A 24,228-nucleotide genomic window follows, 5' to 3' on the forward strand; every position below is an offset into this window, starting at 1 on the left:
AAATATTACAAAATAGAGTGATATTTTATATCTATAGAACTAACCCACATTATGAGAAAAATTAGAAATTTTAAATGTATTTGGACATGTACTTTGGTTAGCATTTGGTGCATTAGCTAGCAAAGCAGACAAATCTTTTTGGTTTGGTTCATCAGCATTTTTAGGCAATGATATATACACATCAACTAGCACACCATCTTTACAATTTAGATATACTTTATTACTAGTACCAGCCCCAAAGCTTTGATTAAAAGCATTATCAAATTGTTCAATAGTTATATCTTTACCAATATTTTGGCTAAATAACTGCTCTAATTTCGAATCATTTATTTGATTTACAAAAGTAGCTGCTTGAGTATAGTATTGGTTTTGATCTTGTAATTGACAAGTTCCATGCTTGTACCATTCATGGCGTTGCAAACATGAAGAGTCATTATATCCTGGCATCACACTATGCAGCAACTCCATAGTTTTATCATCTAAATTTAATGGCGCATAATTACAAAAATCAGATTGTTTCTGAGCACCACAAAAGCCATAATTAGTACCACAAGTATCTTGATTTGGCCAAAATCCATGTAGCGAAAAACTCTTAGCCGCTGCACTATCTACAGGTAGATTTTTACACTCTTGTTTTCCAGCACTGAAGCCATAAGTCTCACAAAATGCAGGCTGCCAACTTAGAGCTAATACATAGCTATCAGCAAGTCCAGGCTCTTGGACACATTGTTTAGCAGGAGTATCACCTCCTTCTTCAGGATCTGCGATACCGCAACTACTACTTACCCAGCGCAACTGGCTTTCACTAGCATTTGAAATAAATACTCTAAACCAATCAGGATTAGTATCTTTATTTTTTTCCTGAATAGAGTAAGTTTGCCCTGCAATTACATAAGTATTATCAGGATTAGTCATTTTGTTTTTTGATATATATGCTTGACACGATGACTCTGCTGTAAATGTACCTTTAGCAGGCACTGCGTATACTGATGTAGTAATTAATGCCAAAAGGACAATCGCTAAGATACGAATTATTATTTTCATATAAGTAAATTTTTGGTTAACTTCAAATAGTAATTATAACTTAATTAGAAGTATTTCGAGAAACTAACTTTTGACAAATTTGTTCTAATGAAATACCTTTCTCTCTCAGTAAAACTAATAAATGGAATAATAAATCTGCTGTCTCAGAAATTAACTCATCTTCTGAATCTTGTTTCATTGCGGCAATTACAACTTCTACACCTTCTTCGCCAACTTTTTGAGCGATTCTAGGTAATCCTTTTTTAAATAAACTAGTCAAATAGCTATTCTCAGGTAAATAGTCTTTTCTTTCAGCAATTAGTTTTTCTAATTTATCTATTATATACAGCGAGCTATTTTCTTCATTTTTAGTAAAACATGATTTACTACCAGTATGACAAGTTGGACCGTACGGTATAGCTTTTATAAGTATAGAATCATTATCACAATCAACAGCAATATCTTTTAATTCAAGGAAATTACCACTTTCTTCTCCTTTAGTCCACAATCGCTTCTTACTACGACTATAGAAAGTCACTTTGCCAATTTCTAAAGTCTTTGTTAAAGATTCTTTACTCATGTATCCTAGCATTAAGACACTATTATCAATTGCTGATTGAATAATAGCTGGAACTAAATTATCCATTTTTTGCCAAGCTATAGACTCTATAATTTTGTTATCCATTTTGTATCCTATTTTACTATTCTTGTAGGTATATTGTTTTTAAAAAGCTCTTGTTTTAACTCAGGTATAGCAATAATATCATCATGAAAGACACTAGCTGCTAATGCTCCATCAATATCTGTATGTTTAAATACATCAATAAAATGCTGAATCTCACCAGCTCCACCAGAGGCAATAACTGGGATTGAGACATTTGATTGAACTTCTCTAAGATGCTCTAGATCATAGCCACCTTTGACACCATCTTGATTCATACAATTAAGTACTATCTCACCAGCACCACGAGACTCTACCTCTTTTGCCCAACTAATGGGATCTAATAATGTCTGTACAGTTTTATCAGCACTACCTGTATATTGACAAACTTTAAATTCACCATCAATAAATTTGCTATCAATACCAACGACCACACACTGACTACCAAATTCATAAACTAGCTCATCTATTAAATTAGGTCTAGCTAATGCTGCTGAGTTTACAGATATTTTATCTGCCCCTTCATTAAGTATAGCTCGAGCATTTTCTACAGATTTAATTCCACCAGCTACACAAAATGGGATATTTATCTTTTTGGCTATCTCTTGTATCCATTTGATAGACAGTAACTTATTATCAGGACTAGCACCAATATCATAAAATACTAGCTCATCAGCTCCTGCATCCGAGTATTTCTGAGCTAGCTCAATAATATCGCCAATGATTCTATGATTTCTAAATTTTACACCTTTGACAACTACGCCATCTTTGACATCAAGACATGGAATTATTCTTTTTGTTAGCATTCTAAAGCCTCTTGAAGTGTAAATTTATTCTCATATAAAGCTTTGCCTATGATAACACCATAAGTATTCTGCTCTTTTAGAATTTCTAAATCTTCTAAGCTACCAACCCCACCAGAAGCCATAAACTGAACATCTGGATATATAGATGAGTAAATTCTATATAGCTCAAAATTTGGACCTTGTAGCATACCATCTCGTGAAATATCAGTACATAAAACATACTCAAGACCATCACCAAGATAAGTTTGCAATATCTCATCTAAAGTTGTTGTGCTTGATTCTTGCCAGCCATGCGTTGCGATATAAGGTATTCCTTCTTTGATAAATACATCTAAAGCTAAAACTATCTTATCAGCACCATATTTCTCAAAAAACTTCTTTGTTAACGCTATGTCCTTAACAGCCAAGCTACCAATAACCACTCTATCAACCCCTATCTCTAGAAGTTTTTCGATAGTCTCAAAATCTTTGACACCACCACCAACTTGTAGAGTCATATTACAGTTTTCTCTAATTTGTCGGATAGTTTCAAACTGACAAGTTTGGCCTTTTTTAGCGCCATCTAAATCGACAACATGGATAAACTCTGCACCAGCTTGTTGATATGACTTTGCAACATCTTTTGGCTCAAGCTCATAAGTAGTGGTTTTATTAAAATCACCTTTTTCTAAACGAACGCATTTGCCATTTATGAGATCTATCGCTGGAAATATATTCATTTACAAAGCTCCTTGTATAAAATTCTCTAAAATCTTCATCCCAACATTACCTGACTTCTCAGGATGAAATTGAATGCCATAGAAATTATCTTTATTTACCATTGCAGTGAAATCATTTATATAATCATTAGTAGCTATGCTAAATTGATTAAGCTCCGCATAAAAACTATGTACAAAATATACATAATCATCTTCTGCAATATCTTTAAATAAAAAATGATCCTTATTTATATTTTGTAAAATATTCCAACCCATGTGTGGAATACTAAAACCTTGCGTTTTTTTAAAAGCTTTTACTTTTTCAGGAAAAATACCTAAACAATATGTATCACCTTCTTCAGAAAAACTATACATAATCTGCATTCCTAAGCAGATTCCTAACACTGGTTGCGTCAGTTGTGGGATAAGCTTATCTAAATCATATTTTTTTAGATTTGCCATTGCTGATTTAGCATGTCCTACACCAGGTAAAATTACGCAGTCTGATTTTTTGATAACTTCAGCATCATGTGTTAGGACTATTTCTTGCCCTAATTTCTCAAAGGCATATTTTATCGAAGCAAAATTACTACCACAACAATCTATTATCGCTATCATAACACTCCTTTTGAACTAGGAATCTCATCTATACCATTTTTGGCAATTGCTTGTTTAAGTACTTTTCCTAAGCCTTTAAAACACGCTTCTATCATATGATGAGTATTCTCACCTGTTACTTTAATATGTAGTGTTGCTTTTAGACCTTCAGCAAAAGATACAAAGAAATGCTTCACCAACTCTACTGATAAATCCCCAACCATCTCTCGATCAAAATTTGCCTCAAATGAGCAGAAATTTCTGCCACTTAAATCTAAAGCAATTTCAACTAAAGCCTCATCCATAGGTAACAAGAATCCATAACGGTTAATACCGTATTTATCACCAAGAGCTTGAGCAATTGCTTGTGAAAGAGTAATTGCTACATCTTCAACACAATGATGATCATCTATATGAAGATCACCTTTTGCCTTAATTACGGCACTTATCCCAGCATGTTTTACAATCTGATCAAGCATATGATCAAAGAAACCAAGACCCGTATCTATTTCTCGAGTTCCAGGAACATCTAGATTAACTTTTACAATAATATCAGTCTCATTAGTTACACGCTTGATTTCAGCTACTCTAGGCTTATTTAATATAGCTGTAGTTATATCATCCCAAGATTGATAATTTCCAACACCAAATTGAATAGGATTGACTTTAATATTATGGGCCAACTGTACATCTGTTTCTCTATCACCGATTACATAGCTATCTTTTAGAGAAATCTTTTGCTCTACTAAATAATTCATCAATAAACCAACTTTAGGTTTACGACAGTTACAATTCTCATGAGCAAAATGTGGGCATATTAAGACATCCTCAAATTCTACCCCTTGAGATTTAAATATCTTCATCATCAAGTTATGCGGCGCATCGAAATCTTCTTGAGGAAAGGACTCGGTACCTAAACCATCTTGGTTTGATACCATCACAAGTTTAAAGCCTGCTTTTTGTAATTTTTTAAGAGCTTCAAAAACACCTTCAAAAAACTCTAATTTTTCGATACTATCAACTTGTTTATCTATAGGTGGCTCAACTATTAAAGTACCATCTCTATCAATGAATAAATATTTATTTTGTTTCATATTCGCTACTTAATTTTTGTAATACTTCGATTAATCTTTTATTTTCAGATACTGTCCCTATGCTAATTCTTAGAACTTTTTCATCATTGAAAAAATGCGCCATAGAACGAACTACTATTTTATTATCGATTAGTTTATTAAAGACACTATCTCTAAATCTAACTAATATAAAATTAGCATCTGATGACCACGATTTATCTACAATCTTCATTTGTGATAATACTTGGTATAGATGTTCTCTTTGCTCTTTTACTTCAGCAATTTGACTAGCTATATTTGCTAAATTCTCATCATCAAGCATTTTTAATATAGTATTTTCTGTAGTTTTTGGGATTGGATATGGTGCTAATATTTTTCTCAACCAAACTATTCTATCTGAATTAGTAATTACCGTCCCTAGCCTAAGACCAGCCATACCAAAAGATTTTGACAAGGTTCTTAGCACAACTAAATTTTCATATTTATTAATGATGCTAGAAACAGACTTTTCATTACTAAATTCAATATACGCCTCATCAACTACAACTACACAATTGCCAGCTAATTCAGATAGAATTTGCTCAATATCAGCTAAGGGTATAGATTTACCAGTAGGATTATTAGGAGTACATAAAAATAATAACTTACAGTTATCAGGAATATTTGCTAAAAGCTCTGTAACATTAATCTCAAAGTTATTTTCTTCTTTTAGCTTAAGAGTCTTATAATCAACACCCTGTAATTGAGCAGCTATTTTATACATCCCAAAAGTAGGCTCAACTGCAAAAGCAGAATCTTTTTGATACTCACAATATAATCTAAATAATAGATCAATCCCCTCATCACTACCTCTAGTAACTAATAGATTGCTTGCATCAACATTATATATTTTTGCTAGTTTCTCCACTAATTTTCTTGGTTGCGGCTCAGGATAACGATTATATAAATATTCATCATTATATGGCGATTCATTAGCATTTAACCAAATATCTCCATCTACTTTTAAAGAGCGCGCAGATGAATATGCACTAAATTTTTGTAAATCTTTACGAATAAGACTTTCTGTTGTTTGATTTTGCACAATCTTTTGCATAATGTTATAAACTCTCCAAACGAATAGCTATTGCATTTTCATGAGCTTTGAGACCTTCTATATCAGCTAATCTCATCGCTGTTTGTCCTATGTTTTTTATACCTTGTTTTGATACATTTTGGATACTTATAGCTTTCATAAAATCTATAGTTGCTAAACCGCTATAGGCTTTTGCATATCCATAAGTAGGTAGTACATGATTAGATCCTGTAATGTAATCACCTAATGCTTCAGCCGCCCAAGGGCCTACAAATACAGCACCTGCATTTTCGATACTATTAATATAATTATCTGCATTTTCAATATTTAAAATAAGGTGCTCAGAAGCATATTCATTAGCTATATTAATTGCTTGGCTAAGTGTATCTACAACAATAATTGCGCTATTTTCTAAAGATTTTTCAATAATAGCTTTTCTTTGGGCTGTACTAGTTTGCTTAGAAACTTCATCTCTAACCTTATTAGCTAAAACTTGACTAGTTGTAATTAATAAAGCTTGTGAGTCTGTGCCATGCTCAGCTTGAGCTAATAGATCTGCAGCAACAAATCTAGAATCGGCCACTTCATCAGCAACTACTAAAACCTCTGAAGGTCCAGCTGGTAGATCAATAGCCGCACCTTGGCTATCATTAGATACTTGTTGTTTTGCCTCTGTAACCCAAGAATTTCCAGGGCCATAAATTTTATTAACTTTTATTACAGCTTCTGTACCATAAGCTAGAGCAGCTATAGCTTGAGCACCACCTAATTTATAAATCTTTGAAACCTTACAAATATCAGCCGCTATTAAAATTAATGGATGGATATTGCCTTCTTTATCACAAGGAGTAGTTACATAAACCTCTTTACAGCCTGCAATTTGCGCTGGAGCCGCTAACATTATTAGCGTAGAAACTAAAGGTGCTGAACCACCAGGCACATATAAACCAACCTTTTCGATAGGCTTATAGATTTTTTTACAAACCACACCATCATTAGTATCACAAACAGTTGTTTTTGGTTTCATTACCTCATGATAGTTAGATATACGCGCAATAGAGTTTTTAACTAACTCAATATCATCTTGTGAAACTAATGAATAAGCTTTTTTAATCTCATCTGCTGAGACTTCAATATTATCTAAATCAACACCATCAAACTTAGAAGTAAACTCTAAAAGAGCTTTGTCGCCATTCTGCTTAACTTCATTTAAAATATTTCTAACACCTCCGACTAAGCTAGCTTTATTAGCAGAAACTGGGCGAGATAGAAGCTCTGCTTGCTTTGCTAGACTAAGTTCTTGCCAATTATATATTTCAATCATTGTCGTTACTTACTCCAACATCTTCTCAATTGGTAAAACTAATATAGAACTAGCACCAGCTGCTTTTAGCTTTTCTAAAGTTCCCCAAAAAACACCTTCTTTGGTAACTAAATGTATCGCAACTTTAGTATCACCATATAAAGGCATTATCGTTTGACCTTCATGTCCAGGTAGAATATGAGCAATCGTATCTATCGAATCTTTATCTATATGAAACATAATATATTTACGTTCTTGAGCATGTTTTACACCCTCAATGCGTCTAAGTAATAACTGATAATACTCTTCAAGCTCCGCTCCAAAACTCTCATTTGAGCGAATTAAAATAGCTTGGCTTTTCATGATAGTATGAATTTCTTTAAGATTATTCTCTTCTAATGTTCTACCAGTAGAAACCAAGTCACATATTGAGCTAGACATTTGTAAGTTTGGAGCTATCTCAACTGATCCTGAAATAGATAATGGATCTAGATTTAAATTATTTTCATCTGAAAACTTCTGCACTAAATGAGGATATGATGTCGCTATACGTGTATTTTTAAGTGTACTAATATCATCACTTGCATCATTAGGTACTGCTATAGATAATCTACAATAGCCAAATCCTAACTTCTTAGTTTTGATAATATCATTCTTTTTAGTGGTATTTTTGATACTTAATAAATACTCTTCTAAAACATTTTCACCGACTATTCCAAAATCACAAACATTACCATTAACTAGAGTTGGAATATCATCATCTCTCACAAAAAGAAAATCAATTGGAGCATTTATTGAATGGCATAACAAGTTACTTTTACTTGAGAACTCTACTTTAATACCTATTTTGTTGAATAATTCCATAGAATTGTCATATAGTCTGCCTTTTTTTTGTACAGCTACTCTTAATCTTTCTCTCATTTTAGCTCTCTTTATTAATTTTATTATATATGGTATTGTAACCATTAGTTCCATAACTAAGGCATCTTGCAACTCTGCTAATAGTTGTAAGGCTAACTCCTGTTTCAGCATGTATCTGCCTATAAGGCTTATCTTTTTTTAGCTCTTTAACTACTCTCCAACGTGCAGCCATTGCCATTAAGTCTACAGGAGTACATAAATCCTCTAAAAAAATCTTGGCCTCTTCAGCAGACTCAAAACTTTTGAATACTTCGTATAAGTTTTGAAGATTTTCTTCATTATTTTTTATTTCAGACATTAGGTGAATTAGAATAAACAAGTTTATTAATGTATTAACATATTAGTACATAAGAACAGCAAATACAAATAAAAATATCGTCTAAATTAATATATTTATTTATAGAAAAAATATTACAGAACTACAAATTTATTCTTCTAACTCAATACCTTTTGTCTCAGGCATAGTCGCTATGATAATAACTATAATTATAGAAGCTATTAGAGCATAAAAACTAGGAGCAACATTACCAAAATACATAACTAATGCTGCTGATACCATTGGTACAGTTCCTCCTAATAAAGCATTACTTATATTATACCCAGTTGCTACACCACTAAATCTTAGATGTGTTGGAAATAGCTCATTGATTGTGACTACAAATGTCGCTGTAGCTGCTGATATTAATAACATTATCACAGTCATAACTAATGTTATAACAATTTGTGAATCTGTATTAGTCATAATATAAAATGCGGGTATTATTAAAACTCCAATCCCAATACAAGATATTAACAATACTTTTTTTCTACCAACTTTATCAGATAAGCCACCCCATATTGGTGCTGTTGCAAAGTAGAAGAATGCTGCAACCATAGACATCAACATAGCTGTATGTACAGAATAACCTAAATCACTTTTTAGGAATGTTGGTATAAATCCAGAAACCATATAATATACAATTCCCAAATATCCAGCTAAAGCAAATACAATAAAGATTTGATACGGATATTCTTTAACTGCAGATACTACAGGAGTATCATCCAACATCCCATCTTGTTTTGATTTAAGATACTCAGGAGACTCATCTGATGCAAACTGAAGTATCAAAACGATAACAGCAAGTATCGCTCCAATAATAAAGCAAACTCTCCAACCATACGCATGCATCTGATCAGAATTTAAAAAACTTGTTAAGATATAGACTATAAACGTACCTAAAAAAACACCTAAACCTGAGAAAAACGTACCAAAAGCAGTAATCAAACCACGCTTACTATCAGGAGCGCCTTCACTAAGTACTGCAAGTACTCCATTATATTCACCACCTATTGAGAATCCCTGAATCATTCTAGCTAGGAGTATAATTATTACTGAAGCTATTCCCAAGCTACCATAACTAGGAGTAAATGCTATCATAGCTGTAGATATAAACATCAATGCCACAGTAAATATCAATACATGCTTACGCCCTTTTTTATCACCGAGATTACCAAAGAAAATCCCACCCAACGGTCTCATCAAATATCCAGCAGCAAACAATCCAAATGTTTTTAATATAGCAACTGAAGAGTTATTATCTGGAAAAAATGTCGCCGATATATAAATAGTTACATAAGTAAATAGAGCAAAATCAAAATACTCTACTGTTGTTGCAAAACCTGCAAATATTATATTTTTTGGGGATACTTTTTTTTGCATTTCATCAATTTTAAATTTATTTTTAACTATTATGATGAATAATAATTTAATTTGCAAAAATACTCTTATATTATTACTTTATAAAACTTTTTATTTCTTATAAAAATGAAATACATAAATGTAAAATTTACGATTATTATATTTATCATATTAAGCACGCTAAGTTTAAGTTTTGGTAATAATATTACTCCCACGAGCATAGCAAGTATTAGTCTAAAGCAAAAAGCTATTGAAAATGTTCAATATAGTATTTTTAACCAACAATCTGCAGATACATACTTACGTAATGCTATAGATGCTCTTGAATTGGCAATGAAGCAAACTGATCCAGATAGTAAAGAACTTTTACAATTAGGACTATCATTATTTTCTCTTCAGATAGAAACAAAAGAATATAATCAAGCCGGTGAAACTTTAGATATGCTTGTAGAGAACTTCCCTGATGACCCTATTGTGCAAATATATGATTCAGCATACTCATATATTTTTGATTTTAGTAGCTTTAGAAAAGCATTTACTAAATTAGAAACATCCAAATGGCCTGATATGCCAGTGTATATAAATGCTTTTGATATTATCAAAAGAAGTTTTAACCTACACATAAATACTGGCTCTAATCAAATACAACTTGAGAGAGGCTCTATACCTGTAATTGTAATTTTAGGATCTCCATTAAACTCTAATGCAAGTATGAATGAGTATCTAATCAAAAGACTCTATAAAGGATTAGAAGCTTATTTTAGATTCCCAGAGGCAACTATTATAGTAAGTGGTGGTAGAGTAACAGCTGGCAAAACTGAATCATATCAAATGAGACAATGGTTAGTTAATAGTAGTGTACCTTTGAAAAAAATTATATTAGAAGATCAATCATTTAATATGGTGTGGCAAGGTGTTAATACTTTTATGACTATAAAAAATATGAACCCAAAACCTACTGATATCATTTTAGTTACTTCAACAGCAGATATTAGAAGAGCTAATGCAATATTCAAACAAGAAGCTTTTGATAATAGTATGCTTGATATAAAGATTCATAATTTAGCTTCTGAGACTAAAGGATACAATATAATGTACCCTCTTACAGATTATGAAAAAGTAATGATTATCAAAGATACTCTTAGAGCCGCTGGAATATGGCAAATGCCAGGAATGATTTTTTAAAATTTTATAAAGAGATTTAATTTATAGTAACTTTTTTATATCATCTTATAATACTTGATAACAAAAACATAAATATGAAAATCTCAAAAAAAATTATCTTAAGCTTACTAATTATAACTTTACCTATTTTAACATTTGCAGCTCGATCAAATAATTTCAATCTTGATATCTTAAACAATCAACAAACTGCAATAGCAAATATCCAGTATGATTTGAGTGTTTCAACTGATGATAAAAATGACGGTTCAATTACCCAAAGAGGCGACTTACAAGGTTCAATCAACTCTTTAAAAAATGCTCTTAAAAAATCTAAGCCTAATAGTTATATCAATACACAGCTCACCCTTGCATTAGCATCTTTAGAAATATCTAATAATTCAGTAAATGATGCTAGAAAAACATTAAGCTCACTTGGCACGATAAGCTCTTATAATAACCCAATATTACAAATATTCTTAGCCGCATATTCTTTAATTTGGGATCCCAATAATTTTGATCAAAACATTGCAATTCTTAAAGAATCTAAATGGTCAAAAATGCCTCACTTTATACGAGCAATACAAACTGCTAAAACCAACTTCAACTTAGGCATAAACTCAAAATTAGATCAATTAAAAGATATTGATCAAAACTCTTTAGCAATAGTTACATTAGGATATTCATTAAATGATGATGGCTCTATGAGCAATATATTAGTTGATAGACTAAAAATAACCCTAGCAGCACACAAGAAATACCCTAATGCGATAATCATAGTATCAGGTGGAGTTGCTCACGAAGGTGTGACAGAATCATACCAAATGAAACAATGGTTAATTAAGCATGGTATTTCTGCACAAAGTATAATACAAGAGGATCAATCAACTAGCACTGTCACCAATGCTATCAATACGATAAATATAATCAAAAAAATAAATAGACCTATTAAAAATATTCTACTAATAAGCTCTGACTCTCACATCCGTAGAGCAAACTCTATTTTTGAGCAAGAAATTTACAATGCTAAATTACCTATCAAAATGTTTAACATAACTGCTAGAACAAATTATGATATTAATAAACCAGCACAGCAACAAGAAAAAATACTAATAATCAAAGATACTCTTAGAACAGCTGGAATATGGCAAATGCCAGGAATGGTTTTCTAGTCATTACCTTCAAATTCATCTATAAACTTCTGAGCTGCAGCAATTCTTTCTTTACATAACTGATAACTTTTTGAAGCTTGTTCTAGCATTGGTGCTAATTCATCTAACAGAGCAGGATTATCTTGTTGCTCTTGAAGCTTCTCATTAATCTCTTCTAATATTTGATAATTTTTTGCAAATTTTTTACTTTGAGTTGCCATTTTCTTTCACCTCTACTTGTATATGTCCATCGGCATAAACTATCTCTAAATCTAAGTATGCTTGCGCTTGTTTTTGAGTTGTTATATATTTGCCATCTATTGTCTTTGTCAAGCTAAAGCCTCTTTTAAGGGTTGGCTCTATTGATACAGATAATATCTGCTTATAAAGAGATTCGCTTGTTTGATTATAGTATTTTAAAATATTTCGAGCTGTATTGGTTGATTGATTATATGAATTATAAATGTTATTTTCGTAACTTCTTATCAATCTTTTTGAGCTTAATAGTATATTTTCATACATAGTATTCACGGTTTTTTCATATAGTTTAGAAACTCCCCTTGCTATAGAAGTAGATTCTTTATAGTTATGATCAACACTTTGACTCATTTGATAGAGATAATGTTCTATACATGTTTTAAAATTATGATACAGATTATCCAATTGATGTTTATTCTGTTTAGCTAAATTTTTAGTGATTCTTACTATCGATTCATAATTATATTTAGCGTTTATTGCATTATCAACAATTGTATTAGCTATATAATTTATAACCTTAGATGGTGTATCAAATCTTTTTGTACATATCTCATCTAAAACTGTACTATCTCTCTCATGTCCTATACCAACTAGCACAGGAATTTCACTATTACAAATGCTTTCAGCTGGTAGTATATTATTAAACCAGTCAAGATCAGCTTGAGAGCCCCCTCCTCGGATTAATACTATCGCATCATATTTATCAGCGATTGTTGCTATTTTAGCAAATGCTGTTGAGACACTTTTTGCACATTCTGCACCTTGCATCTTTGCTTCATATATATCAAAGTTACATAAATTTAAATCTTGTAATTTATCAGCCTCTTCGAAGAAATCTCCTTTACCTGCAGCAGTCATACTTGTGATTACTGCAACATTGGTAAAATCATCTGGCATATTAAGAACTTTATTTTTCTCTAGAATGCCGTTTTTAGATAATTTTTGTAGAATCTCAATTTTACGAGCTTGCCTATCACCAAGTGTAAAAGCAGGATCTATATCTATTATATTTAGACTAAGACCAAAGCTAGTATGATAATTTACACTTACCCTAAATAAGACTTTCATATCTGTTTTTAGAGTTTCACCAGTAGCTTGACTAAATTTACTATGAATATAATCAACTTTATTTGCCCAGCAATTACATCTAATTTTAGCTATAGGAAATTTACTAACCCCATCATGCTCTATAAGCTCACCATAGTAATGCTTACCAGATCTACGCCATTCAGATAACTCTGCAACTACCCAAAAGCCTTCATATCCAAAGCTCATTTCTATAGTACTTTTTATAAGCTCAAGAAATTCGCTTAGTTTCAATGATTCTTGCATGATAATATTAACTAAAAATCTTGATTTGAATAAATTCTACATTTACAGAACTAATATACAACCGTTATTAACATTTATAATAGAAAGACAGGTTTTATAAAGAATTTGTTTATAGTGCTGATCTTAATGCACCTCTGACTTTAAAACTACATTCCTGAACACTTGATTTTAGTTTTTCATAGTTTTCTTCTGAACAATTATCTGGCTTTTTTGATGGTATACAAGTTTTTATTTCCCCATGATGTTTTTGTTCCTGTAAACAATTTAAATCACCACTAGTTAATTGTTCATCTGCAGCATATACCGAAGCAGAAAAAATAATAAATACAAAAATAAAAATAAATTTTTTCATAGTGAATATCCTTAAGATTAACTTTAAACATACTTGCGACGAAACTTCAAAAAATCAAATAAATGGAGTTTGATCACATTTTCATTATAACACTTAGTTTGTACTATTTATCTATTTTAATATGTTTCATAAAAAGTTTTAATTTTCATTAGGTCTAACTATTTCATAGACATCTACGCTATCTTTATTAGCCACTCCCACAAAATGAGCATCTGAACTGAATATGAGCTGAAGAGGTTTATCTTTTAGATAAAATGCTTGAGATAAGACAAACCCATTAAATACTTGTATAGCCGATTCACTCATTATGGCTGTAACCTTATCGACATGCTCCACATCAATAAGCGAAGCATCAAAACCTCTTTGCAAAATAAGTTTATCTTCTATCGCATTTGTTTTAGCGTTAATCTCTCTAATATCAAAGCTATACTCATATGCTACTAGAAACATCTGTTTTTCATCATATGCATATATTTGATAAGGCTCTAGTTCTAGATTAACACTTGATGTTAATCTCACTCCCACACCATTAAGTATATATAGTTTCAAAGCACCTTGGCTAAGACCAGAGTCACCATTTTTTAAAGCCACCACCATTCGTAGTGTTTTTTTATCACTATCTTTTAGTATTCCAAAGTCCTTAATTGTATTACCTGGGTAATCTACTAGCTTACTAGAACGATTAATTGTGCCATCATTCAAAATATCATATTTATATATCTGCTCTTTAGATCTAACATAAACATAATCAAAGCCTGCATCTTCATAAAATTTAAATCCAGTTGGAGTATAGCTCAAAGACCTAGAGTCTGTCTTATCTAAAACACCATCATTTCCTATGGTAAATATAATTAAGGAACCTTTATTGCTATCTTCCTCATGTGTGAGAACATAAATTTTATTTTTAAACATCTCAACAGCCATAATATTTTGGGCTATATGCTCACTTGATATTTGCGAATTAACTTTGTTTGAGATTGGTGACATACTATATTCAGAAATAATATGCTTCGAAAACAAATATAAACGATCACCATTTTTAGAGGTAAGTGCTTTTATAACTTTACTTCCAACATTTGTTTCACTATCAAAACAACTAGAAAACACCGCACTATTATTTATAGAGTAGCCCAATTTTATAGCACTAATACAATATTGTGGACCATCACGATATATTGAATATAACCTAGAATTTTTTCCTTCGGATATAGCTAAAGCTTGAATATTTGATTCATTTATTGTGCTTATATATCCAGGTTGTGCTTTATGATTATCTTTGCTCGTACGAACAAAACTCGCTTGAGCATTAATATTAAGAAATATTAATAACATGATTATAGAAAATACTTTTTTTACCGAATTCATAACTTTTAATATTTACATAGTTTTATTAAGTAGTATTTGCAAGTATACATGACTATGAAAAATATTTAAGTTTGTGTAATAATCTAAACTATAACTATATATGATAAAAACAAGATGATTAATATATCTGATAATGCCATTGAAGAGCTTCAAAGAATTCGTCAACATATACATCAGCACCCAGAGCTTGGCTTTGATGTATACAATACAGCTGAGTATATAACTAAAGAACTAGAGAAAATAGGTTTAAAAGTTCAAAAATCAATTGGAAAAACTGGACTAGTTGCTGATCTAATTGTCCCAAATGCAAACAAGACCATCGCTTTTCGAGCTGATATGGATGCCCTACCAATTCATGAGCAAAATACCTGTCAATATAAGTCAAAAATAGATGGCAAAGCACATATGTGTGGACATGATGCTCATTGTGCTATGGTTTTAGTTGCTGCCCAACAGCTTGTTAAAAATAAAACTATGCTAAATGTAAACATTCGGTTTATATTTCAGCCTTCTGAAGAAGTCTTGCCAGGTGGCGCTCCAGCAATGATTAAGGATGGCGCTTTAGATAATGTAAATGAAATATATGGAATTCATGTTTATCCTATTATCAATGAAGGATATATGCAAATATCAACTCCTGTAGCTATGGCTGGTGTTGATTTATTCGAAATAATATTTCACGGTAAAGGTGGACACGCTAGTACTCCTATAAAGGCTAATGACCCTATCATTATGGCTGCTCAATTTATCAATCAAGTTCAAACAATTGTTTCTAGAAATGCCGATAGCTTTGACCCTATAGTTGTTTCTGTAACCGCAATAGAATCTGGGTCAGCATTTAATGTAATTCCCGATCAAGCAAAACTAAAAGGTGCCGTTCGGTTTTTAAGTTCTTTTGGTCAAAATATTGCAAAAAAACGTATACATGAAATAGCTAATGGGATTGCAAATACGTACAAAGGTAACGTAGAAATCAACTATATTCATGGCTACCCTGAAACTAGAAATAATGAAAAAATTGCTACTAAGTGTATAGCTAGTGCAAAACGTGTATTTGGTGAAGATAATGTTATAGAGGCTAATTATCCATGGATGGCATCAGAAGATTTCTCTTATTTTGCTAAAAAAATTCCTGCATGTTATGCTCTCTTAGGAGTTAAAAATGAAGCAAAAGGTTTTACATCTATGGTACATGAACCAACTTTTGACCTAAGTAATGAAGCAATGTTATATGGAGTCAAATATTTTATAAATATCGTAAGTGTTCTATTAACACAGAAAGAATCATGAACAAGATACTAATTAGCTTTGCAAACATAAATAATATAAGTACGAAAGAAATTAATAGTCTTGTAAAGATTATCAACGATGCCTATAAAGTTGCTGAAGGAGATTTATGGATAAACTCAGCTAAAAGAGTAACTTTTGACGAGATGCAGACTTTAATTAATCAAAATCAGATAATTATCGCAACAAATAATAATGAAATTATTGGTTCTGTAAAAGTCACAAAACTCTCAGAGAGTATAGCTGAATTTGGGATGCTTGCTACTGCCTTTAATCATAGAGGTCTTGGTATTGGCACTAAGCTTGTCAATGCCGCAGAAGATTGGGCAAGGAATAGTGGTTTTAGGATAATGCAACTTGAGTTACTTACGCCCAAACATTACATTAATCCGAGTAAGGAAATCCTTAAAGAGTGGTACACAAAATGTGGATATAAACATCACTCTATCGAACCATTTAAAAACTTATTCCCAAATACATACCATTTATTAGCTGTAGAATGTAATTTTAATATTTATCACAAGAATCTTTTTTAGATAAAACTATAATATCCCAGTAACATCAAAGACTTTAACATTTATGGATAAAGACTCAGTGCCACCTCCACGATAAATTGTTCCGGCTGTTGGTGTAGCATCAATATATGTTCTGCCACAAGCAATACGCACGTGATCACTATTAACTTCACAACCATTTGTAGGATCATATCCTATCCAGCCAACCCAAGGTATATATACTTCAACCCAAGCATGAGTTGCATCACTCATTTCAGTATTACTATAGTGACCACCATTAAATATATAGCCTGAACGATAACGAGCAGGCACACCTAAAAGTCTTGCCAAGCAAATAAATAAATTTGAGAAATCTTGACAAACACCCTGTCTAGTAATATAAACATCATAAGCAGTTGTAGCAAAAGTAGTAGAGCCTGAGACATATTTATATTCGTAATAGATTGTTTTATTAATATCATCAAGCACCGCCATAATATCACTATCATTTCTTTTGACAAAAGATACAGCATAATCCATCAACTCTTCAAGCTGAGTTTGTGGTAACTCTACAGATAGTAGATATGGTGTCATCATTTGTCTTTGCCATGGCATCCAAGAAATTGGCATAGTTGTCCGTGAGTTTATTGATCTCTTACGTACGCTGTGATCAGTACTTACAGCGACTTTAGTTTTCATTTCTATAGTAAACTCTTTATAGGGCTCTTTAGTTTTTAGAAAAACAACATCATTACCAAAAACATCTGTATACTCCTCTTTTTCACAAGCAACAGATATACTAAGATCATAATTAAGTATGCGCTGTTTTGGATCTACAATCGGCTTCATCCGAATATTATGCTTACTTAGATTAACTGGAAATTCATAAGTATATTTTGTTGTATGAATAATATCCAATATTCTTTCTGAGCTCTTAAATGTTTTGATCTCAGTCGGAACATTTAGCTGATCAGGCTGATATGTATGACCACCATAGTTACTACTATTTTTATCGCTATTCCATATAACTCGTCCATGAGAAACAGCTACCATTTGACCTGGTAATAATTTTCTCCATGTATTATCCACATTAGTATTATTTGAGAATATTGTATAAGTTCTAAGCTCATCTTCATATAACCCAGTAGCTACATTTACATAGCCAATATCGAGATTATTACTATTTGACGGAGGGAAGAATTTTTTATAATAAATTGGATTAAAGTCATCTTTGTCTTGATAAACTATTGTTACATCACCATTAGAGAGAACTAAGTTTACTTGTCCGACTTGATTTATCTGTTTTAATAAATCATAAACATAAAACAGATTATCATCATTTAACTCTCTAATATTTTTTTTCCTTAATTGAGAAAGAATCCAGCATAATATGTACTCTGAATCAGTTTTACCAACAGGTTCATAATCAGAAAAAGTTAAAATCAATGTATTTTGATACATTCTATTTAAATCACCATTGTGAACTATAGTCCACTCTTTGCCTGCATGAGGCTTCATAAATGGCTGAAGATTTAAATTAGTTTTATCAAACAAGCTATGACTATAAATATGTCCAATAAAAGTACTTGAACAAAAATTTGGATTACCATCGAACAAAGCACGTAATGCCTCTAGATTTTCAACATGATTATCCTTCATAATTGATACAGCATTATGATTATCATGATACCATCCTATACCCCACATAAATTCTTGTAGTGTTGTAGTGTCATCTACTAAAAAATTAATTCGTGGAGATATTGGACAGTCAGAAGATATAGCCAAGATATTACTAAACATTAAATATTTTTCCTTTTTATTTCTACCCTTCTAACATTGCTACGTAGAAATCTACATCAGATATAAAGAATTCTTTTGAAATAATAGTTGTAAGTTCTGCCATTGAGTTTATCAGATAAGTAATAAAATCATGATTTTTTTCTAGCAATGATTCTGTTGTATTACTTTCAAAGTATTTTATAATTTCCTCTACTTTTGTTCTAGACTGCATACCGACTCCCGTTGAATGATAAGACATTCTCTTTAATACAGCAAGACAATCATTTAAACAAAATGTAACTGTTCTAGGATAATCATCTGACTTTAATAGAAATTCCGCTACATCTTTTCTATTAACATCTAGTTCTGCTTTACGCATAAAAGCATCTTTAGACATTGTATTTAGCAACATTTCTTGCCAATACTGTGATTCATCTGTAGTTTCATTCTTTGATGTAAGACTTATATGCCTATGGTGATGTATATCTCCTAATCTTAATGTGAAGTCGACTCTTTCAATAAGCATACCTAACTTCATAAAATTGTAAGTATCATTTCTGAGAATAAAGTTATGATAGAAGCCTATCCATAAAAAGCAAAATTTTATTATTTTTTTACAAAAACTATCTAAACTCGTAATAGAAAGCCTATGAGTTTCTGGTGAGTTAATCCATAACCACAATTCATTAATCTCTTCCCACATATCTGCAGCTATAAGATCTCTTATTATTCTAGCATTTTCACGTGCAGAGGATAACGAAGAATATATCGAAGATGGGTTATCCTTATCCCAAATCAGAAATTCTTGAATTTTTCTAGCATTAGATCTCGCACTGTAGCCGTATTTTTTAATAAACGCCTCTTTACCACCTAATACCACAACCAAAGGATACCAAATATCTTCAGCATCACCATATATTTCAAGCTCTACATTATATGCCACATCGATAGCATTAGTTAACATCTGAACTCTTTCAATATTTCTACTTAACCAAAAACAATTTTCTGCTGTACGAGATATTATCATTTTTTATCTCCCTAAAACCCAAGTATCTTTTGAACCACCACCTTGACTAGAATTCACAACATATGATCCTTCTTTAAGAGCAACTCTTGCAAGCCCTCCTGGTAATATCCATGTATCTTTACCACTGACTAAAAATGCTCTCAAATCCACTCTTCTTGGTAGTACCTTGCCATCTATAAAGGTAGGACTTGTAGATAGTTCTACTAATGGTTGAGCTATATACGCTCTTGGTTTTTCTTTTATCTTAGCCGCAAACTCTTGTAACTCTTCTACACTAGCCTGAGGACCAATTAACATGCCATAACCACCAGAACCATTAGCTTCTTTAACAACTAGCTTATCAAGATTACTCAAAACATAATTTCTATCATTTTCTTCACTACAGAAATATGTTTTAACTTGAGCTAATATTGGCTTCTCATTAAGGTAATATTCAATCATTTTATGAACATATGGATATATTGCTTTATCATCTGCTATACCATTGCCAACAGCATTTGCTAAAACCACATTACCCGCCTTGTAAGCTTCTATTATACCCGGTACACCTAGCATACTTTCCGGATTAAAAAACTCCGGATCTAAGAACTTATCATCTATTCTTCTATAAACGACAGTTACAAGCTTAGGTCCTTTAGTTGTTTTGAGATATACATAATTATTATGTACAAAAAGATCTGAACCTTGAACTAATTCACACCCCATTTTACGAGCCAAATAACTATGCTCAAAATATGCTGAGTTATATTGTCCTGGTGTTAAAACCACACTCAAGCCTTTTTTACCATCTACAACTGGAGATATACTTGATAGAGCTTTTCTCAATTCAGTTGGATAGTCTACTACTTTTTTGATATTAGCATTTGAAAATGCTTCAGGAAGTACTTTCATTAAAGAGTTACGGTTTTCCAAGACATAAGAAACGCCTGATGGAGTTCTTACATTATCTTCTAGAACCATAAAACCACTTTCATCTTTGATAAGGTCAAGTCCTGCAATATGGCAATATACTCCGTGTGGTGGTTTTACACCTCTCATCTCGGGTAGATATTCCTCTGATGATTCAACAAGCTCTCTAGGTATTACACCATCTTCTAATATTTTTTGCTCATCATATATGTCATTTAAGAACGCATTCAACGCTTTAAGTCGTTGTTTCAAACCCTTTTCAAGTTCTTGCCATTCTTTTTCTGAAATTATTCTTGGAATTAAATCAAACGGAAAAATCTTTTCTGTGCCCTGACTATCACTATAAACAGTAAATGTAATCCCATTCTTCAGAAAAGAAGCATCAACAAATTTCTGCTTTTCATATAAAGATTCTACACTTAACTCATCTATAGTTTTTATCGCCTGAGAAACATCGTCACGCACACGCCCCTCATCAGAAAAAATTTCATCATATACTCCTGAATAAGGAGCATAACCTGAAAAAATGCTATCATTAGACATATATGAAAGACCTCCAAATAAAATAATCTAACAAATTCATAGTATAATAAATACTTATTTTTGTATACAAAAAACTTACTTTTGTATAAACAATATATTAAATTTTAACTAATATTCATACATCTATAATTATACAAAACAGAGCTACAAACCTTTTATAACAAATACAATCATAGATCGAGCAAATTTATATTTGAAAGATATTAATACTTTTTTCATTACCAGCACCTATAAATTTATCTGACATAAAAGAACTTTTATCAGAAACTTCACCCAAACTTAAAACTGCTAATAATCCATCATCTTTTAAATCATAAATAATTGCTGACTGAGATGATATAATCCCTACCATATTGTCTTTTTGATATATGCTTATAAGACTTCCATCATTTTTAGATTCAAAGTTTAACATTAAAAAGCTATTAGTAACTGAACTAACTTTATACTCATTCTCAAAAACAGCTATCATCGACTCTTGATTAGTTGCCTTATTGATATATGATGCTACTTGCAAAGGTATATTTTCATATGAATTTTTATACAATAGTCTTACCATATCACTAGAAAACTTGTATACACTAACCGCTCCCTGTTCAACATTTTGCCCTTCTATATTTTCTTTTTCTGCCAATATTATTTTACTCGCAGTACTATTTTCTGTAATGACTGAAAAATCTAATATTTCACCTGAAGATATAGTTATTATTTTGTTGTCTTTTATAATATTTCCATTTCCTAAAAAACTATAAAAATAGATGCTTTTATCACTCTGTATATATACGCTTTCAATATTATCAAATATTATTTTCTTAGGCTTATAATTCAATCTAATAATATTAAGCTCATCTAATGATCCATCTGTATTAACTTTGTAGACAATTAGCTTACCTTTTTGACTTTTATCACTTGTGGTTAACAAATACAAATATTCTCCTTCACTCACTAATTTAGCATCAACAATTTTTTGAGTAAAATGCTTACTAAAAACTTTTCCAGTAATACTATTTGTAATAGGAGAAATGTTGTAAGCCAAAATATTATAATTTGATAATATATAAAAAGTTTTTCCTAATTTATCTAAAATTATTTTATTAACTTTATTACCTACAGTATATTGATTATCAAAACAGCTAATAAATGATCCTGCATTGCTAATTGAATATGATATTTTTGTAACATTTAGACAATAATTATCGCTTGGCCTGAATATTGAAAAAAGCTTAGTTCCATCCTTGCTTATAGCTGTCGCTTGTATATTTGGCTCATAAATAGTCGTAATATATCCAGGTTGCGACATATGACTATCTTTAGCAATTTTTACAAAATACGCTTGAGAACTTTGTAAAAAGAACAAACTTAAAAAAGTTAAAAATATATTTTTCATAATAAGGAGTGAAATATGTCTTTAGATATTTATACTATCATAACGAGCTAATATTTCTTTTATCAATTTTTGACAACCAATATCAAAAATTAAATACCTCAATTATGTAATATTTTGTTTGTAAAAACCTAACCTTAGTTTTTTGTACAACAAGATTGCAAATAAAGCCAATACTAAGCAAATTAAACTAATAACAACAGGGCCTAACCAAATAACTCCTGTTTTAGAGATAACTGTTGCACTAATTATTGGACAAACACCTCCTACAAAAGCTGAATTTAAACTATAGCTCAAAGCGACTCCTGATAACCTAAATTCTGTTGGAAAAATATCACACAAGAAAAACAATGTTGTCGATGCACCAAATGAATAGCAAATAATTAAAAAAATCATACCTATAAAAACACTATAAGTATCTGACATCAAGTAGAATGTTATAGGAATAGCTATCAATAAAATGAAACAGCCAATAATATACATTTTACTAAGTCCAACTTTATCAGATATATACCCAAATGCTATTACAGATATTAAAACTATTATTTGTACTGGAATCATGATTAAACTTGTATTGCTAGTATTTAGTAATTTTGCAATATAAAAATTAGAATACTGAAGCAAAATTATTGCTCCTAAAGCAAATAACATTGCAAAACAAAAACCAATAAATATACTTATATAGTTTTGTTTGAAAAGCGTTATAATGCTCTTTTTATCTCTACTTGCGATTTTTCTAAATAAAGGTGTTTCTATTAGCTTTAATCTTACGTAATAACCAAATATAGCCAACAAGCCTCCTAATACAAAACCAATCCGCCAAGCATAATCATCAAATAAATATTCAAGTATCAGACATACTGTCGTTGCAAATAAAAATCCTGATAAAACAAATGCAAATAATATACTCAGCTTAAAACCTATGCTTTTTGAACTAGTCTCGTACACTATTACATATGCTGCTGGTAATTCTCCACTTAGAGCAAACCCTTGCAATACCCTGAATATCACAAAAGCTATACTTGCAAACACCCCAAAAGTAGCATAAGAAGGCATAATCCCCATTAGTAATGATGATATTCCCATAAGAATTATTGTAAATGTAAATATTTTCTTCCTACCATATCGATCACCCAATATTCCTAAGGTAATAGCACCTAAAGGCCTAACAATATATGTTAAAGAAAATATAGCTATAGCAATGAAACTTTTAATTACTGAATCATCAATTCCTACAAAAAATGTATTTATAATTTGTACCGAAAATAACACATATAACAAAAAGTCATAAACTTCTAAAACTGCACCTATACCTGCGATTGATACTACTTTAAAATCTTCTTTCATCTCTAAAATT

Annotated in this window: 24 protein-coding genes; 4 read left to right on the forward strand and 20 right to left on the reverse strand. The window is 31.2% G+C overall.

The window, feature by feature from the left end:
* Positions 1 to 39: 39 nt before the first annotated feature.
* The 11 genes from IMS64_RS05430 to IMS64_RS05480 all read right to left on the reverse strand — a co-directional run bounded on the left by IMS64_RS05430 (position 40) and on the right by IMS64_RS05480 (position 9,853).
* Positions 40 to 1,044 carry a ribonuclease T2 family protein gene (locus IMS64_RS05430; RefSeq protein ID WP_211490087.1) on the reverse strand — a complete coding sequence of 335 codons (1,005 nt, stop codon included), beginning with the start codon at positions 1,042 to 1,044 and terminating at the stop codon, positions 40 to 42.
* Between the two features lie 40 nt (positions 1,045 to 1,084).
* On the reverse strand, positions 1,085 to 1,708 hold the full coding sequence (gene hisIE / locus IMS64_RS05435) for a bifunctional phosphoribosyl-AMP cyclohydrolase/phosphoribosyl-ATP diphosphatase HisIE (protein ID WP_211490088.1): 624 nt from the start codon (positions 1,706 to 1,708) through the stop codon (positions 1,085 to 1,087).
* 8 nt (positions 1,709 to 1,716) lie between these two features.
* On the reverse strand, positions 1,717 to 2,490 hold the full coding sequence (gene hisF / locus IMS64_RS05440; RefSeq protein ID WP_211490089.1) for an imidazole glycerol phosphate synthase subunit HisF: 774 nt from the start codon (positions 2,488 to 2,490) through the stop codon (positions 1,717 to 1,719).
* Positions 2,484 to 3,209 (reverse strand): 1-(5-phosphoribosyl)-5-[(5-phosphoribosylamino)methylideneamino]imidazole-4-carboxamide isomerase, encoded by a 726-nt coding sequence (gene hisA, locus IMS64_RS05445; RefSeq protein ID WP_211490090.1) that lies wholly within the window; start codon positions 3,207 to 3,209, stop codon positions 2,484 to 2,486. Before hisA ends, hisF begins: the two co-directional genes overlap by 7 nt.
* Positions 3,210 to 3,806, reverse strand: coding sequence for an imidazole glycerol phosphate synthase subunit HisH (hisH, locus tag IMS64_RS05450; protein ID WP_211490091.1), 597 nt, complete (start codon positions 3,804 to 3,806; stop codon positions 3,210 to 3,212).
* On the reverse strand, positions 3,803 to 4,879 hold the full coding sequence (hisB, locus tag IMS64_RS05455) for a bifunctional histidinol-phosphatase/imidazoleglycerol-phosphate dehydratase HisB (protein WP_211490092.1): 1,077 nt from the start codon (positions 4,877 to 4,879) through the stop codon (positions 3,803 to 3,805). Before hisB ends, hisH begins: the two co-directional genes overlap by 4 nt.
* Positions 4,866 to 5,951, reverse strand: a complete 1,086-nt coding sequence (gene hisC / locus IMS64_RS05460; RefSeq protein ID WP_211490093.1) for a histidinol-phosphate transaminase — start codon at positions 5,949 to 5,951, stop codon at positions 4,866 to 4,868. Before hisC ends, hisB begins: the two co-directional genes overlap by 14 nt.
* A 4-nt stretch (positions 5,952 to 5,955) precedes the next feature.
* Positions 5,956 to 7,254: a histidinol dehydrogenase gene (gene hisD / locus IMS64_RS05465; protein ID WP_211490094.1), complete on the reverse strand. Its 1,299-nt coding sequence runs from the start codon at positions 7,252 to 7,254 to the stop codon at positions 5,956 to 5,958.
* Between the two features lie 9 nt (positions 7,255 to 7,263).
* Complete coding sequence (hisG, locus tag IMS64_RS05470) at positions 7,264 to 8,154, reverse strand: ATP phosphoribosyltransferase (protein ID WP_211490095.1); 891 nt, start codon at positions 8,152 to 8,154, stop codon at positions 7,264 to 7,266.
* 1 nt (position 8,155) lies between these two features.
* Positions 8,156 to 8,452, reverse strand: a complete 297-nt coding sequence (locus tag IMS64_RS05475; protein WP_211490096.1) for a YerC/YecD family TrpR-related protein — start codon at positions 8,450 to 8,452, stop codon at positions 8,156 to 8,158.
* A 129-nt stretch (positions 8,453 to 8,581) separates the two neighbouring features.
* On the reverse strand, positions 8,582 to 9,853 hold the full coding sequence (locus IMS64_RS05480; protein ID WP_088821876.1) for an MFS transporter: 1,272 nt from the start codon (positions 9,851 to 9,853) through the stop codon (positions 8,582 to 8,584).
* A 105-nt stretch (positions 9,854 to 9,958) separates the two neighbouring features.
* On the opposite strand from IMS64_RS05480, the gene IMS64_RS05485 reads away from it, so the two are divergent.
* Together IMS64_RS05485 and IMS64_RS05490 are read left to right on the forward strand one after the other, a co-directional pair.
* On the forward strand, positions 9,959 to 11,017 hold the full coding sequence (locus tag IMS64_RS05485; protein ID WP_244972886.1) for an ElyC/SanA/YdcF family protein: 1,059 nt from the start codon (positions 9,959 to 9,961) through the stop codon (positions 11,015 to 11,017).
* A gap of 74 nt (positions 11,018 to 11,091) precedes the next feature.
* Complete coding sequence (locus tag IMS64_RS05490; protein WP_211490097.1) at positions 11,092 to 12,165, forward strand: YdcF family protein; 1,074 nt, start codon at positions 11,092 to 11,094, stop codon at positions 12,163 to 12,165.
* On the opposite strand, the gene xseB is transcribed toward IMS64_RS05490, so the two are convergent.
* From xseB to IMS64_RS05510, 4 genes are all read right to left on the reverse strand, one after another.
* Positions 12,162 to 12,365, reverse strand: a complete 204-nt coding sequence (gene xseB, locus IMS64_RS05495; RefSeq protein ID WP_004287964.1) for an exodeoxyribonuclease VII small subunit — start codon at positions 12,363 to 12,365, stop codon at positions 12,162 to 12,164. The two genes, IMS64_RS05490 and xseB, sit on opposite strands and share 4 nt — an antisense overlap.
* On the reverse strand, positions 12,349 to 13,734 hold the full coding sequence (gene xseA, locus IMS64_RS05500; protein ID WP_211490098.1) for an exodeoxyribonuclease VII large subunit: 1,386 nt from the start codon (positions 13,732 to 13,734) through the stop codon (positions 12,349 to 12,351). Before xseA ends, xseB begins: the two co-directional genes overlap by 17 nt.
* 109 nt (positions 13,735 to 13,843) lie before the next feature.
* Positions 13,844 to 14,086, reverse strand: coding sequence for a hypothetical protein (locus IMS64_RS05505; protein WP_211490099.1), 243 nt, complete (start codon positions 14,084 to 14,086; stop codon positions 13,844 to 13,846).
* Positions 14,087 to 14,224: 138 nt separating this feature from the next.
* Positions 14,225 to 15,418 (reverse strand): hypothetical protein, encoded by a 1,194-nt coding sequence (locus tag IMS64_RS05510; protein ID WP_244972887.1) that lies wholly within the window; start codon positions 15,416 to 15,418, stop codon positions 14,225 to 14,227.
* 147 nt (positions 15,419 to 15,565) lie between these two features.
* Between IMS64_RS05510 and IMS64_RS05515 the strand changes: the two genes are divergently transcribed.
* Both IMS64_RS05515 and IMS64_RS05520 read left to right on the forward strand, forming a co-directional pair.
* Positions 15,566 to 16,741: a M20 metallopeptidase family protein gene (locus IMS64_RS05515; protein WP_211490101.1), complete on the forward strand. Its 1,176-nt coding sequence runs from the start codon at positions 15,566 to 15,568 to the stop codon at positions 16,739 to 16,741.
* Entirely contained in the window at positions 16,738 to 17,274 is a 537-nt protein-coding gene (locus IMS64_RS05520; RefSeq protein WP_004287969.1) for a GNAT family N-acetyltransferase, read from the forward strand. Before IMS64_RS05515 ends, IMS64_RS05520 begins: the two co-directional genes overlap by 4 nt.
* Positions 17,275 to 17,280: 6 nt before the next feature.
* Here IMS64_RS05520 and IMS64_RS05525 read toward each other — a convergent pair whose 3' ends face one another.
* The 5 genes from IMS64_RS05525 to IMS64_RS05545 all read right to left on the reverse strand — a co-directional run bounded on the left by IMS64_RS05525 (position 17,281) and on the right by IMS64_RS05545 (position 24,218).
* Positions 17,281 to 19,032: a class II glutamine amidotransferase gene (locus tag IMS64_RS05525; RefSeq protein ID WP_004287970.1), complete on the reverse strand. Its 1,752-nt coding sequence runs from the start codon at positions 19,030 to 19,032 to the stop codon at positions 17,281 to 17,283.
* 22 nt (positions 19,033 to 19,054) lie between these two features.
* Complete coding sequence (locus tag IMS64_RS05530; RefSeq protein WP_234359907.1) at positions 19,055 to 19,975, reverse strand: alpha-E domain-containing protein; 921 nt, start codon at positions 19,973 to 19,975, stop codon at positions 19,055 to 19,057.
* A 66-nt stretch (positions 19,976 to 20,041) separates the two neighbouring features.
* Entirely contained in the window at positions 20,042 to 21,490 is a 1,449-nt protein-coding gene (locus tag IMS64_RS05535; protein ID WP_004287972.1) for a circularly permuted type 2 ATP-grasp protein, read from the reverse strand.
* Positions 21,491 to 21,677: 187 nt separating this feature from the next.
* The gene (locus IMS64_RS05540) at positions 21,678 to 22,874 is read right to left on the reverse strand and encodes a hypothetical protein (protein ID WP_211490102.1); all 1,197 of its coding nucleotides are present in this window, start codon (positions 22,872 to 22,874) and stop codon (positions 21,678 to 21,680) included.
* Positions 22,875 to 22,976: 102 nt separating this feature from the next.
* The gene (locus tag IMS64_RS05545) at positions 22,977 to 24,218 is read right to left on the reverse strand and encodes an MFS transporter (RefSeq protein WP_004287974.1); all 1,242 of its coding nucleotides are present in this window, start codon (positions 24,216 to 24,218) and stop codon (positions 22,977 to 22,979) included.
* Between the last annotated feature and the right edge of the window lie 10 nt (positions 24,219 to 24,228).

Origin of the sequence: Francisella philomiragia, from assembly GCF_018135955.1 — a bacterium.
In the GTDB taxonomy this organism is placed as follows: Bacteria; Pseudomonadota; Gammaproteobacteria; order Francisellales; family Francisellaceae; genus Francisella; species Francisella philomiragia.